The organism is Anaerotruncus sp., assembly GCF_057433415.1.
Map to the genome: position 1 here is coordinate 36,162 of NZ_DBMDHH010000021.1, position 13,009 is coordinate 49,170.

General features: G+C 63.8%; 11 protein-coding genes. 9 read left to right on the forward strand and 2 right to left on the reverse strand.

The genetic code is table 11. From position 1 onward, the window contains the following. Positions 1 to 2: 2 nt before the first annotated feature. Entirely contained in the window at positions 3 to 1,106 is a 1,104-nt protein-coding gene (dnaN, locus tag ACZO3G_RS07685; protein WP_121586257.1) for a DNA polymerase III subunit beta, read from the reverse strand. Between the two features lie 351 nt (positions 1,107 to 1,457). Then, a complete protein-coding gene (gene dnaA, locus ACZO3G_RS07690; RefSeq protein WP_101553136.1) occupies positions 1,458 to 2,786 on the reverse strand; it encodes a chromosomal replication initiator protein DnaA in 1,329 nt (442 codons plus the stop codon). Positions 2,787 to 3,153: 367 nt separating this feature from the next. Between dnaA and rpmH the strand changes: the two genes are divergently transcribed. The 9 genes from rpmH (at position 3,154) to ACZO3G_RS07735 (ending at position 11,868) form a co-directional block, all read left to right on the forward strand. Continuing rightward, the gene (gene rpmH, locus ACZO3G_RS07695; protein WP_101553137.1) at positions 3,154 to 3,288 is read left to right on the forward strand and encodes a 50S ribosomal protein L34; all 135 of its coding nucleotides are present in this window, start codon (positions 3,154 to 3,156) and stop codon (positions 3,286 to 3,288) included. Between the two features lie 180 nt (positions 3,289 to 3,468). Further along, positions 3,469 to 3,804 (forward strand): ribonuclease P protein component, encoded by a 336-nt coding sequence (rnpA, locus tag ACZO3G_RS07700; RefSeq protein ID WP_101553138.1) that lies wholly within the window; start codon positions 3,469 to 3,471, stop codon positions 3,802 to 3,804. Then, positions 3,798 to 4,049 (forward strand): membrane protein insertion efficiency factor YidD, encoded by a 252-nt coding sequence (gene yidD, locus ACZO3G_RS07705; protein WP_101553139.1) that lies wholly within the window; start codon positions 3,798 to 3,800, stop codon positions 4,047 to 4,049. Before rnpA ends, yidD begins: the two co-directional genes overlap by 7 nt. A gap of 5 nt (positions 4,050 to 4,054) precedes the next feature. Continuing rightward, the gene (gene yidC, locus ACZO3G_RS07710; RefSeq protein ID WP_101553140.1) at positions 4,055 to 5,122 is read left to right on the forward strand and encodes a membrane protein insertase YidC; all 1,068 of its coding nucleotides are present in this window, start codon (positions 4,055 to 4,057) and stop codon (positions 5,120 to 5,122) included. 55 nt (positions 5,123 to 5,177) lie between these two features. Beyond that, positions 5,178 to 6,449, forward strand: a complete 1,272-nt coding sequence (gene jag / locus ACZO3G_RS07715; protein ID WP_276872197.1) for an RNA-binding cell elongation regulator Jag/EloR — start codon at positions 5,178 to 5,180, stop codon at positions 6,447 to 6,449. Positions 6,450 to 6,543: 94 nt separating this feature from the next. Further along, positions 6,544 to 7,914 (forward strand): tRNA uridine-5-carboxymethylaminomethyl(34) synthesis GTPase MnmE, encoded by a 1,371-nt coding sequence (mnmE, locus tag ACZO3G_RS07720; protein ID WP_276872198.1) that lies wholly within the window; start codon positions 6,544 to 6,546, stop codon positions 7,912 to 7,914. Positions 7,915 to 8,335: 421 nt separating this feature from the next. Continuing rightward, positions 8,336 to 10,219, forward strand: a complete 1,884-nt coding sequence (mnmG, locus tag ACZO3G_RS07725) for a tRNA uridine-5-carboxymethylaminomethyl(34) synthesis enzyme MnmG (protein ID WP_276872199.1) — start codon at positions 8,336 to 8,338, stop codon at positions 10,217 to 10,219. After that, positions 10,216 to 10,932: a 16S rRNA (guanine(527)-N(7))-methyltransferase RsmG gene (gene rsmG, locus ACZO3G_RS07730; RefSeq protein WP_276872200.1), complete on the forward strand. Its 717-nt coding sequence runs from the start codon at positions 10,216 to 10,218 to the stop codon at positions 10,930 to 10,932. The genes mnmG and rsmG overlap by 4 nt, the downstream gene beginning before the upstream one ends. A 108-nt stretch (positions 10,933 to 11,040) precedes the next feature. Next, a complete protein-coding gene (locus tag ACZO3G_RS07735) occupies positions 11,041 to 11,868 on the forward strand; it encodes a ParB/RepB/Spo0J family partition protein (RefSeq protein WP_101553145.1) in 828 nt (275 codons plus the stop codon). Positions 11,869 to 13,009 lie beyond the last annotated feature (1,141 nt).

Genomic DNA, 13,009 nt, shown 5'->3' on the forward strand with positions numbered 1-13,009 from the left:
GGTCATTCCGACTTGAGCCGCACCGGCAGCACGAGGAAGGTGAAGCTGTCCCCCTCGAGCGGAACCAGCTTGATCGGGGAAAGCGCCCCGTTGATGAGCAGCTGGATCTCGTCACATTCGCTCGCCTTGAGCGCGTCGAGCATGTAGCGGCTGTTGAAGCCGATCTCCACGTCGTCGCCCGTCTGCTGGCAGGTGATCTCGTCGTACGCCTTGCCAATCGCGGTCGAACAGGAGATCTTGATCACGCCGCCCTCGAATTTGAGCCGCAGGGGGCTTTTGATATTGTCCGAAATGAGCAGGGAGGCGCGGTCGATGGCGGCGATCAGCTCGCGCGTGCTGATCTTGACGGTCGTCTGCCCGCCCGCGGGGATGGCCGCCCGGTAATCGAGGAATTCTCCCTCCAACAGCCTGGATATTACATTATAACTCCCGGCCTTGAAGATAATATGTCGTTTTGAGACGGCGATCTCAATGTCGCCCTCCTCGTCCCTGAGAAGCTTTGCCACCTCGGAAAGGGATTTGCCGGGGACGATGAAGGAGAAATCGCTGTCAAACGCGACCTTCTCCCGCCGCAGGGCGAGGCGGTAGCCGTCGACCGAGACGACGTTCAGCTCCCCGCCCTTGATATCGAAGAGGGAGCCGGTGTGGACCGGCTTGCTGTCGCTCACCGCCACCGCAAAGAGTGTCTGGTTGATCATGTTCTTGAGCGCCGCCTGCGGCAGGCTGATCTCGGTGGTCTGGTTGACCGCCGGCAGCTCGGGGTATTCCGACGCCGGGATGCCGAGGATGGTGTACTCGGTGAGGGAGCCCTTGATCAGCGTCAGCATCTTTTCGTCCGAGGTGATGCTGATCGTCTCGCTGGGCATCCGGCGGATCATGTCGAGGAAGATCCGCGCGGAGAGGACGATCTCGCCCGGCGCGAGAACCTTCGCCTCGATCGCCGTGGAGATCGCGAGCTCGAGGTCGTAGCCGGTCAGGTAGAGCCGCCCGTCCTGCGCGCGCAGCAGCACGCCTTCGAGCGCCGCGAGGGTGTTTTTCGCGGAGACCGCGCGGGAGACGTTGCCCACTGCTTCCACGAGAAGCTGTTTGTCACAGATGACGTTCATCAAAGCACCTCCTAGATGATAGAAGAATCCGCGGTGGGTTTTTCCACAGCGGAAAAAGGATTCTGATTTGGATAGAGAGAGTAAAAGAAAAATAGCCGTAGTAGTAGGGGGCGCGCAAAAGTGGAGACGCCCCGGAAAGGCGGAGCACCGGCTGGTTCGCGGGCGGCCGGCCGCGAGGAGAACCGGGGAAGCGATTGGTGGAAAAGGGCATTCCCGGCCGCCGTTTCCACGCCGCTGTGGAAAAGTGGGGCGGAAAGTAGAGAAAATGTGGAAAACTTTGTGGAAATCGTGGAAGGTCTCAAAAATCTTCCACGGGATTTGGCAGATGTGGAGAGTGGAAAGTGGAAAAAATCAGCTGTCGCGGATATTCTTGACGATATCCTCAATCGTTTCCTTGTAGCGCAGGTCGTTGGCCATGTTCTTTTCGACCTGCTGGATCGCGTAGACGATCGTGCTGTGGTCGCGCCCGCCGAACTCCTCGCCGATGGTGGACATCGACATCTGGGTGATCTCGCGCACGATGTAGATGGAGATCTGCCGCGCGGAGGAGATCTGGGCGCTGCGCTTGTTGGAGCGGATGTCCTGCGGCGAGATGCCGTAGGTGCGGCCGACCTCCGAGATGATCCGCTCGACCGTGACGGGCACCGGCTGGTTGTCGTTGAGGATGTCGCGGATCGCGTTCTGCGCGATGACGATCGACGGGTTGGTGCCCTGCAGGAGCTTATAGGCCTTGAGCTTCTTGACGGCGCCTTCGAGCTGGCGGATGTTCGTCTTGAGGCGGTTGGCGATGTACTCGGCCACGTCGTCGGGGATCTGGATGTCCAGCAGCTGCGCCTTGCGGCGGATGATCGCGATGCGCGTCTCATAGTCGGGCGCCTGGATGTCCGCGAGCAGCCCCCACTCAAAGCGGGTGCGGAGCCTGTCCTCCAGCGTCTTGATCTCCTTGGGGGGCCGGTCGGACGCGAGGACGATCTGCTTGCCCGCCTCGTAGAGGGTATTGAAGGTGTGGAAGAACTCCTCCTGCGTGCTCTCCTTGCCGCCGATGAACTGGATGTCGTCGACGAGCAGCACGTCCGCCTTGCGGTACCGCTCGCGGAAGGCGGCGGTGTTCTGGTCGCGGATGGCGGTGATGATGTCGTTGGCGAACTCGTCGCCCTTGACGTAGATGATGTTGCAGTCGGGCTTGTTTTTGCGGATCTCGGTGCAGATCGCGTGGAGCAGGTGGGTCTTGCCCAGCCCGGAGCCGCCGTAGATGAAGAGGGGGTTGTAGGCGTTGGCGGGGTTGGCCGCGACGGCAAGAGAGGCCGCGTGCGCGAACTTGTTGGAGGAGCCGACGATGAAGGTGTCGAAGGTGTAGTCGTACTCCCCGCCGCTCACCGAGCTGTCCGCGTCGGCGGGCAGCGGCTCGACGGAAGAGGCCTGTCCCGCCGAGGGGCCGTCGCAGGAGACGTCGATGCCGACCTCAAAGCCGAGGACCTCCTCGAAGGCGGTCTGGAGGATGGCGGTGTACTTCTCCTTGACGATGTTCATCTTGAACTCGGAGTTTACCTTTAAATAAGCGGTCGACTCCACGAGCCGGACCGGGACGATGTCCTTGAGCCAGAGGTTGAAGGCCACGTCGGAGATTTTCCCTTTGCAGTGGTCGAGCACGAGCGGGAATAGGTCGGCGAATGATTCCATGGGAACAGCTCCTTTGGTGAGTGTGGAGAACCGGTGCAAACCGGCCCGGGACTGTGTGAAAAAGGAGAAATTCCACCGTTTTTCAACAGAACCTGTAACTTTTTAATCATACCACAAAACGGGCGTTCTTTCAAGTATTCCACATACGGCAGAATCTACATATTTATATAGTAGTGGGGGCGCGTTTTCCGTCGCCGCGAAACTGCCGCAGCCGAGGGAATTCGGCAAATACGGGGCCATGCCTTGACAAACCGCCGCAAAGTGCGGTATAATGCTTATCTGCAAGGTAAAAAAGAATTCCCCGCGCACGCGGCCTGCCGCCGCGGGCGCAGGATATGGAATCGACCGCAGGAGAGGAGGGTTGACAATGATTCGGACCTATCAGCCGAAAAAGCTTCAGAGGAAAAAAGAACACGGTTTCCGCAAACGTATGGCGACCAAGAACGGCCGCAAGGTGCTTGCCCGCAGAAGGGCGAAGGGCAGGGCTCGCCTGACCCACTGATCCCGGTCTGTTCCCCGCGCCCCGCGCGGGGCGGCGGGACGCCTTTCCCGGAAAAGCCCCTTTCGCGGCGCTGCGATGTTTGCATCGGAAAATAGACGGCCACAGCTCGCGTTGTGGTCTTTATTTTTATCAGGCGGCAGCGCGGCTGAGGGGTCCCGCCGCATGTTTGGAGGAACACCCATGCTCCACACCGAAACCCTGACGCTCAACAAGGAATTCCGCAGAGCCTACTATCGGGGCCGTGCCTTTACCACTCCCGTAGTTGTGGTCTACGTCCTCAAAAACCACAAAGGCATCAACCGCATCGGGCTGACCGCTACCAAGAAGATCGGCAAGGCGGTCAGGCGCAACCGCGCGCGGCGGGTCCTCAAGGAGGCCTACCGCCTGCTGGAACCGCAGTTCCCCGTCGGGAACGACTACGTCTTTGTCGCCCGCACCAAAACGGTTTTCGCCTCCACGCAGGAGGTCATGCGGGCAATGCGGTCGGTCATCGAAAAGCTGGGCAAAAAATCATGAAACGCCTGCTGCTCTTCCTGATCAGGCTCTACCGGCGGCTGCTTTCCCCGCTCAAGGGAAGGCCCACCTGCCGCTTCTATCCGACCTGTTCGGCCTATGCCTACACCGCCGTCGAGCGCTTTGGCGCGCTGCGCGGCGGCTATCTCGCGCTGAGACGGATTCTAAAGTGCCATCCGTTTCACCCGGGCGGGATCGATCCTGTCCCCGAGACCTTTTCATTTCGAAATCAAAAAGAGAGGAACTAGAATAGATGGCTTGGCTATATTCCATATTCGGTTACCCGCTCGGCTGGGTAATGTGGGCCTGCTTCAAGGTGATCCCCATCTACGGCGTCGCCCTTCTGCTCTTTACCATCATCGTGCGCGCCTGCCTGGTCCCGCTTTCGATCAAGCAGCAAAAGTCGATGGTGAAGATGCAGATCTTCAAGCCCCGCATGGATGAGATCCAGAAGAAGTACGCGAACAACAAGGAAAAAATGAATGAAGAGATGATGAAGCTCTACCAGGAGGAGAACTACAACCCGATGTCGGGCTGTCTCCCCATGGCGATCCAGATGCCCATCCTCTTCGGTCTTTACGACGTCATCCAGCGCCCGCTGACCCACCTGCTCCGGGTGGCCGGCCCGACCATCGAGAGCGCGACCGAGATCGCGGCGGGGCTCTTAAACAACGCGAACCTCGCCAAGGACTACTCCCGCCAGATCCGCATCATCGACGCGGTCAACCAGAACCCCGATGCCTTTTCCGGCCTGGGGGATTTTGTGCAGAAGGTGCAGTCGCTCGATCTTTCCATCGGCCCCATCGACCTGACCCAGCAGCCGACCTTCGCGCTCAACATCCTGCTGCTCATCCCGATCCTCTCCTTCCTGACCTCCGTGCTCGTCTCGTGGGTCTCGATGCGCCAGTCCGCGGCCGCCGCGGGCGACAACGCCGCCGCGGCCGGCATGTCCAAGGGCATGATGCTCATGATGCCGCTGATGTCCGCGTGGATCTCCTTTGTGGTGCCCGCCGGACTGGGCGTCTACTGGGTCATCTCCAACCTGCTCATGGCGCTTCAGACCTTCCTGCTCAACCGGTATATGAACCCGGCCAAGCTGGCCGCGAAGGCCCAGGCGGAGTATGAGGCCAAAAAGGAGGCCGACCGCCAGGCCAAGATCGAGGCCAAAAAGCGCGCGCGTGAACGCGGCGAAAAGGACATCGACACCGCCCTCTCCCAAAAGGAGATCAACCGCATCAAGCTGGCTGAGGCCAGGAAGCGCGACGCCGAAAAATACGGCGAAGTCTACAAGGAAGTTACCGACGACGACCTGAAGGCGTAAACAGGACTTGCCGCCCGCAACCGCGCGGCAACCATCACGGAGGTGTAAACAAGCCATGCGTGAAGTCATTAAGGAAGCGCGCAGCGTCGAGGAGGCCCTCGACCTCGCCTGCCAGGAATTGGGCGTCGAGCGCGACGCGATCGATTTTGAGATCGTCACCCTGCCCAAGCGCGGCTTTTTGGGCCTGCGCAACACCCCTGCCAAGGTGCGTGTATTCATCGAGGAGCCCGAGGCCCCCGCGCCCAGGAGGCGGGAGGAGCGCCCTGAGAAAAAGGAAAATACTGGAAAACAACAGCGGCAGGAGCCCCGCCGGGAGCCGAAAAAACAGGAGCCCCGCGCGGAAAAGCCCGCCCCCAAAGCGGAGGCGAAGCCGGAGCAGGCCGCCGAGCCGAAACCGGAAAGCAAGCCCGAGCCCGCCGAGCCGCAGCCGCCGCTGGAGTTTGTGGCCGCGGACACGGTCGAGGGTAAGGCGCGCACCGCCGCCGACTATGTCAAGTCGGTGCTGGCTGAGATGGGCGTCGCGGCGGAGATCTCCGTGGCGTTTACCGATAACGGCATCGTCATGCGGCTGTCGGGCGAGGGGCTGGGCGTCATCATCGGACGCCGCGGCGAGACGCTCGACGCGCTGCAATACCTCTCCGGGCTGGTCGCCAACCGCCAGGAGGGCGACTACATGCGCGTGACGATCGATTCGGGCAACTACCGCGAAAAGCGGGAGCGCACGCTGCAGCAGCTTGCGCGCAAGCTCTCCGCCTCCGCGGTCCGCTATGGGAGGCCGTCGACCCTCGAGCCGATGAACCCCTATGAGCGCCGCATCATCCATTCGACCGTTTCGGGGATCGAAGGCGTGACCTCCTCCTCCATCGGGGAGGAGCCCAACCGCCGCGTGGTCATTTCCCCGACCAACCCGCGCCCGCAGCAGCGGGGCGGAAAAGGCCGCGGCCCGCGTCCGGGCGGCGCCGGCGGAAGCCGACCGCCCCGCAGGGACGGACGGCCCGGCGAGGGACGTCCGCGTGACGACAGGCCCCGCGACGACAGGCCGAGGGACGACCGCCCGCGCGACGACCGCCGCGGAGGGGACAGGCCCCCCCGCAGGGACGGGTTCCGCAGCGACCGCGGCCCGCGCCGGGACGGCGCGCCCCGTGAGAGCGTCAAGCCGACCCCGACCGATGTGGACCGCGAGTACATGAAGGAGCTTGAGCGGGAGCCCGAGCACTATGTGAAGCCGGATTCCTCCGAGCAGGCCGCGCAGCCGCGCAGCGAACCCGCGCGTCCCGCCGCCCGCGTTGAAGAGGATCTGCCGCTCTACGGCAAGATCGACCTGTAACACCGATTCTGACTGCGAGGAGGTTTCACGTGAAACCTCCTCGCTTGCACGTTCCGAATATTTTCAGGACGGCCGCGGGCCGGGAGGAGACAGGATGCAGAGCATGGATACGATCGCGGCGGTCGCGACGCCGCTGGGGACCGGCGGGATCGGCGTGGTGCGCCTGTCCGGCCCCGAGGCCGTGGCGGTCGCGGACCGGGTGGTCCGGCTGGCCGGGGAAAAGACCGTGGCCGGGATGAAAGGGTATACCTGCGCCTATGGGCGGGCGGGCGACGCGGACGGGGAGATCGACGAAGCGGTCGTCACCCTCTTTCGCGCGCCGAGGAGCTTCACGGGGGAGGAGGTCGTCGAGATCGCCGTCCACGGCGGCGTCTACCTCGTCAACCGTCTTTTGCGCGCCTGCGTTGCGGCGGGCGCGCGACCCGCGCTCGCGGGGGAGTTTACCCGGCGCGCCTTTTTGAACGGCAAGCTCGATATGACGCAGGCGGAGGCGGTCGCCGACCTCATTTCCGCCGAGGGGCGGCAGGCGGCGCGCGCCGCGCTGAGCGCGCGGGACGGGGCGCTCTACCGCCGGGCCGAAGCCGTGGCGGACGCCCTCACCGGCTACGCCGCCCACCTGGCCGCGTGGATCGACTATCCAGAGGAGGAGATCGCCGAGGTGGACCCGGCCGAGCTGGGCGGGGGACTGCGCCGCTGTGAAGACGACCTGGCGGGGCTGCTCGGCACCTACGACACGGGGAGGATCATCCGGGAGGGGATCTCCGCCGCGATCGTCGGGCGGCCGAACGTGGGCAAGTCAACCCTGATGAACCTGCTCGCGGGGCACGCCCGGAGCATCGTCACCGAGATTGCGGGGACGACGCGGGACATCGTGAGCGACACGATCCGTTTGGGGGAGATCGTGCTGCGCCTGTCGGATACGGCGGGCATCCGCGGCACTGACGACCCGGTGGAACGCGCGGGGGTGGACCTCGCGGTCGGGGAGCTTGCGCGGGCGCAGCTCGTGCTGGCGGTCTTCGACGGCTCGGACGCGCTCGATGAAAACGACCTGCGCGTGATCCGCTGCTGCAAGGACGCGGTCTGCATCGCCCTCGTGAACAAAAACGACCTGCCACAGCGACTGGATATGGAGGTCCTCCGGGAGAATTTCGCGCATGTTGTGACGCTCTCGGCCAAGTCGGCGGAGGGCGCGGACGCGCTGAAAAAAAAGATTGAGGAGCTCTTTCTGCTTGAGCGTTTCGACCCTTCGGCGGCGGTGGTCGCCAACGAGCGCCAGCGCGCCGCCGTGGCGGACGCGCTGGCGGAGGTGCGCGAGGCGGCGGACGCGCTGGAAGCGGGCGTCTCCTACGACGCGGTGTGCGTCTGCATCGAGCGCGCGGTGGACGCGCTGCTCACGTTGACGGGCAGGCGCGCAACGCAGGAGGTCGTCGACCAGGTTTTTTCCCGCTTCTGCGTCGGAAAATAAATGGCTTTTTGTTTAAACAAAAATTTTCGTCCACCTTTTATAAAAGGTGGCGGGTGAGCCGCCGGACGAGGTCCGGCGGCGAGGGCGGAGCCCTCACTTGGGCCCGCAGGCCCTGCTTCAGGCGCATTTTGGGGGTTTGGGGGCCTTTTGTAAGAGAAAAGGCCCCCATGGCGCGCCCGCGGGCGCGCCTTCCCCGCGCTGGGCAAAGACGAGGAGGCCGTGGGGCGGTTCCCCGGCGGGAAACCGCCCCACGGCAAACGCCCCTTTTTCTCTTGTAAAAAGGGGCCGAAAAATACGCCTGAAGGATGGGGCGTTCCGCGCCTGCGGGCGCGGCAAGGGCGGGCTTTTGAAAAAGCCCCCCTTGACCCCGAAAACTTTCGCGATAGAAGAGTCCGAATTTTAAGGGAAGGGAGGGGTTTCAATGGAATACCGGGCAGGCGGCTATGACGTCGCCGTGATCGGCGCGGGACACGCGGGCATCGAGGCCGCGCTCGCAGCCGCGCGGCTTGGCGCACGCACTGTGCTCTTTACCATGTCCCTCGACGCGATCGGCAACATGCCCTGCAACCCCTCGATCGGCGGCACTGCGAAGGGGCACCTCGTCCGGGAGATCGACGCGCTCGGCGGCGAAATGGCTAAGGCCGCCGATGCCACTTTTATCCAGTCCCGGATGCTAAACCGCGGCAAGGGCCCGGCGGTCCACAGCCTGCGCGCGCAGGCCGACCGCAAGCAGTATCACCGCTATATGAAGCGCGTGCTCGAATGCCAGGAAAACCTCGACCTCAAGCAGGCCGAGATCGTCGATATCCGCGCGGAGAACGGCCGCGTGTCCGCCGTCGTCACCGCGTTGGGCGCGGTCTACGGGGTGAAGGCCGCCGTGCTCTGCACCGGCACCTACCTGCGCGGCAAAATCTTTGTGGGGGAGTACGCCGCTGAGAGCGGACCGGACGGGATGCATGCGGCGGGCCCGCTCTCCGATTCCCTGCGGGCGCTCGGCCTCCCGCTCCGCCGCTTCAAGACCGGCACCCCCGCGCGGGTTGACCGCCGTTCGATCGACTTTTCCAAGACTCAGCCGCAGGAGGGGGACGACCCGATCACCCCCTTCTCCTTTGAGACCGACCCGGCGGGCCTCCAAAACCGCGCGGTCTGCTACATGGCCTACACGAACGAGCGCACCCATGCCGTCATCCGCCAAAATCTCCACCGTTCCCCCCTCTATGGTGGAATGATCGAGGGGATCGGGCCGCGCTACTGCCCGAGCATCGAGGACAAGGTCGTCCGCTTTGCCGACAAGACCCGCCATCAGCTTTTCATCGAGCCGATGGGGCTGGATACCAATGAGATGTATTTGCAGGGGATGTCCTCGTCGCTGCCCGAGGAGGTGCAGGTCGCGCTCTACCGCACGATCGACGGCTTTGAAAAGATACAGATTATGCGCAACGCCTATGCGATCGAGTACGACTGCATCGATCCGACCTGCCTTTGCGCGTCGCTTGAATGCAAAGCGGTCGGCGGGCTCTTCGGCGCGGGGCAGTTCAACGGCACCTCCGGATATGAGGAGGCCGCCGCGCAGGGCCTGGTGGCCGGCGTGAACGCCGCCCGCCAGACCCAGGGGAAGGAGCCGCTGATCCTCGACCGCGCGAGTTCCTATATCGGCACGCTGATCGACGACCTCGTGATCAAGGGCTGCAACGACCCCTACCGCATGATGACCTCCCGCTCGGAATACCGCCTGCTGCTGCGGCAGGACAACGCCGACGCGCGCCTGACCCCTACCGGGCATGAGCTTGGCCTCATCGGGGAGGAGCGCTGGCGGCGGTTCCGGGAGAAGCAGACGCTGATCGAAGGGGAAATCGCGCGGCTGCGGAAAACGTCCGCCGCGCCCTCGGAGGAACTGAACGGCCTGCTTGTTTCACGTGAAACGGCGCCGATCACCCTTTCGGTACGGCTCGCGGAGCTGCTGCGCCGCCCGCAGCTCGGCTACGCCGACCTCGCGCCCTTCGACCCGGAGCGTCCGGGGCTTCCGCGCGACGTGTGGGAGGAAGCGGAGATCACGATCAAATATGAGGGCTACATCAAAAAGCAGCTCGCCCAGGTGGAGCAGATGCGTCGGCTGGAAAACCGCGCGCTGCCCGCCGACATCGATTACCGCGGGATCGGCGGGCTGCGGCTGGAGGCAGCGGAGAAACTCGGGAAGATCCGCCCCGTCAACATTGGGCAGGCGTCGCGCATCAGCGGGGTGAGTCCCGCGGATATCTCGGTGATGCTGATCTGGCTGGAACAGCGCAGGGGAGGGAAGACATGATTGACAAAAGGATGCTCGCGGAGTATGCGGCCGCGCTCGGGCTTCCGCTCGGGGAGGCCGAGCTGGAGCGGTTTGACCGGTACGCGGAGCTGCTCGTCGAGTGGAACGAAAGGATGAACCTCACGGCGATCACCGAGCCGGGGGAGATCGTCGTCAAGCATTTTGTGGACAGCCTGACCCTGCTCAGGGCGTTCACACCCCCCGTGGGGGCGACCCTGGTCGACGTGGGGACCGGTGCGGGCTTTCCGTCGGTGCCGGTGAAGATCGTGCGGCCCGACCTGCGGGTCACGCTGCTTGACAGCCTGAATAAACGGCTGGTTTTTCTGCGGGAACTGTCCGGCGCGCTCGGGCAGGAAGAAAACGTTTGTGTCCATGCGCGCGCCGAGGAGGCGGGCAGGCAGCCCGGACACCGGGAGCAATATGCGCTTGCGACCGCGCGGGCGGTGGCGCACCTGCGGGAGCTGAGCGAATACTGCCTGCCGCTGGTGCGGGTAGGCGGCATGTTCGCGGCGCTCAAGGGGGGCGACGTGGACATGGAGCTGGAGGAATCCCGCAGGGCGGTGGAGCTTCTGGGCGGGAAAATCGACCGGATCGAACGGCTGGAACTGCCGGACGGAAGCCGCAGGACGATTGTCTGCGTCAAGAAAATATCGCAGACCTCGACAAAATACCCACGTCCGCACGCGAAAATGGCAAAAAATCCGCTGGCCTGATGTCCCAGGCTGGCGGATTTTGCTTTTTCCTGCGACCGAAATTTCTGGAAATCAGGAATATTTCATGGTACCATCTAGTCAAGGACAAACGGAAGGACGTGAAATGCCATGAAGTTTTCAAAACAGCGCACGGTCAACCGGGTCGTCCTGCTGGATGTCAACGAGATCACCTCGAGCCCCTACCAGCCGCGCAGGCAGTTTGATCCCAAGGGCATGAAGGAACTGGCCGACAGCATCTCCCAAAGCGGATTGCTCCAGCCGATCACGGTGCGCCGCACCGAAACGGGGTACGAGCTCATCGCGGGGGAACGCCGGCTGATGGCCTGCCGGATGCTCCATCTGGACAAGATTCCCGCCATCGTCGAACAGTTCGACGACGAAAAATCCGCCGTATTTTCCCTGGTGGAAAACCTCCAGCGCAAGGACCTCAACTATTTTGAAGAGGCGGTGGGCATCCAACAGCTGATGCAGCGGTGCGAAATGACCCAGCAGCAGGTAGCGGAACGGCTGGGCAAGGCGCAGTCGACCGTCGCCAACAAGCTGCGCCTGCTGACCTTCAGCGAACCGCTCCGCCGCCGGATGCTCGACGCGGGCCTGACCGAACGCCACGCGCGCGCCCTGCTCAAGCTCCCGGATGAGATCACCGTCGCGGCGGCTCTGGAGCATATCGTGCGGGAGCGCCTAAACGTGGGGGAGACCGAGCGGTATGTGGACGCGCTTCTCGAGCCTGTCGAAGAGCAGGAAGAGCCGCGCAGGGCCACCCGTCTCTTTATCGTGAAGGACCTGCGCGTCTTTATGAACACGATCTCCAAAGCGGTCTCCACCATGAAGCTGGCGGGCATCGACATCAACACCACCAAGGTCGAGGATGAGGAATACATCTGCTATACCATGCGGATTCCAAAAAAGAGCGCTTACCGGACGCACAGCGCCTAATTTTCTCCGACGCCAACCACCGCTTGGACGGGCCGCGTTAACAGCGCGCGGAAGCCGTCCCGGGGCTTGGTCAAATAAATACACGTTTCCCTGCAAAGAAACCGCCGCAAGGCGGTTTCTTTGCGTCGCGCAGACCGCGCGCTCCGATTGCGGCGATAAGGCGGCGCGACACGCGGAAAGCCGCCGCAAAGCGGTTTCTTTGCGTCGCGCAGACCGCGCGCTCCGATTGCGGCGATAAGGCGGCGCGACACGCGGAAAGCCGCCGCAAGGCGGTTTCTTTGCGTTGCGGAAGTTTTGGGTTTGCCGCTCATCGAGCGGCGGAGCTTGTCGGTGGCCGGCCGACGGCGGATTTAGATCATCCGCTCAGTGAGCGGCAGAGTTTGTCGGTAATCGACCGACGGCGGGCTTAAATGTGCCGCTCATGAAGCGGCAGAGCTGCCGGGTCCCGCCCCGGCAGGCGGCCCTATTTCTTGGCCGCCCAAGAAATAGGGGAAAGAAACCGCAGGGGGCTGCGCCCCCTTGACCCCCGCGCCGCCTCCGGTTGGCCTTCGGCCAAAGTCGGCGGCGCCCCGTCCACGGATGAACGGACGGGTGTACAGCATCCCGCCCGCCGCCGCGCCGCGGGCGCAATGCCTCTGCCGGCAAGTCTCCGGAACCGTACCGGAAGTGCGCCTGGGGAGGCACGGCCGCTTTTGCGTGGCGCGCAGCGCCCACGGGGAGGCGGAAAACTGCGCGGCTTCGCCGCGCACGCGCGCAGAGCGCGCGAACGCCCGGAACGGGCGTTGTTTTCCGCCGTGCGTTCCCGGCGAGCCATCCGGCTTCGGTCGTTGGGAGCGCAAGGCGCACGTCAGTTGGCCCCTGCCCGCAACTGACCCCGCGACCGGTCAAGTCGATGCGTGTGCCCCCACTCGGCAAGTTCGCCGCACCGTTGTTTCCATCGTTGGGTGCGCCCGCAACCTGAATTGAGCCTTCAGCTAGTGTACCCGTGGGGAGCGGCGGTAGCCTGCGGGTACTGGCAAGGTACTCCCGGGGGAAACCGCTTAAAGTTCCGGCCCGCAGGGCCGGGTCCGCGTAGCGGACTCAAGCCGGGGTCGCGGGGCGGAACGCCCGCGAGCGGTCGTCGCGCGTAGCGCGCTCCGGG

Coding starts and splice junctions, on each gene's coding strand:
- dnaN (WP_121586257.1), bottom strand. CDS start 1,106: ATGAACGTCATCTGTGACAAACAGCTTCTCGTGGAAGCAGTGGGCAAC.
- dnaA (WP_101553136.1), bottom strand. CDS start 2,786: ATGGAATCATTCGCCGACCTATTCCCGCTCGTGCTCGACCACTGCAAA.
- rpmH (WP_101553137.1), top strand. CDS start 3,154: ATGATTCGGACCTATCAGCCGAAAAAGCTTCAGAGGAAAAAAGAACAC.
- rnpA (WP_101553138.1), top strand. CDS start 3,469: ATGCTCCACACCGAAACCCTGACGCTCAACAAGGAATTCCGCAGAGCC.
- yidC (WP_101553140.1), top strand. CDS start 4,055: ATGGCTTGGCTATATTCCATATTCGGTTACCCGCTCGGCTGGGTAATG.
- jag (WP_276872197.1), top strand. CDS start 5,178: ATGCGTGAAGTCATTAAGGAAGCGCGCAGCGTCGAGGAGGCCCTCGAC.
- mnmE (WP_276872198.1), top strand. CDS start 6,544: ATGCAGAGCATGGATACGATCGCGGCGGTCGCGACGCCGCTGGGGACC.
- mnmG (WP_276872199.1), top strand. CDS start 8,336: ATGGAATACCGGGCAGGCGGCTATGACGTCGCCGTGATCGGCGCGGGA.
- rsmG (WP_276872200.1), top strand. CDS start 10,216: ATGATTGACAAAAGGATGCTCGCGGAGTATGCGGCCGCGCTCGGGCTT.
- ACZO3G_RS07735 (WP_101553145.1), top strand. CDS start 11,041: ATGAAGTTTTCAAAACAGCGCACGGTCAACCGGGTCGTCCTGCTGGAT.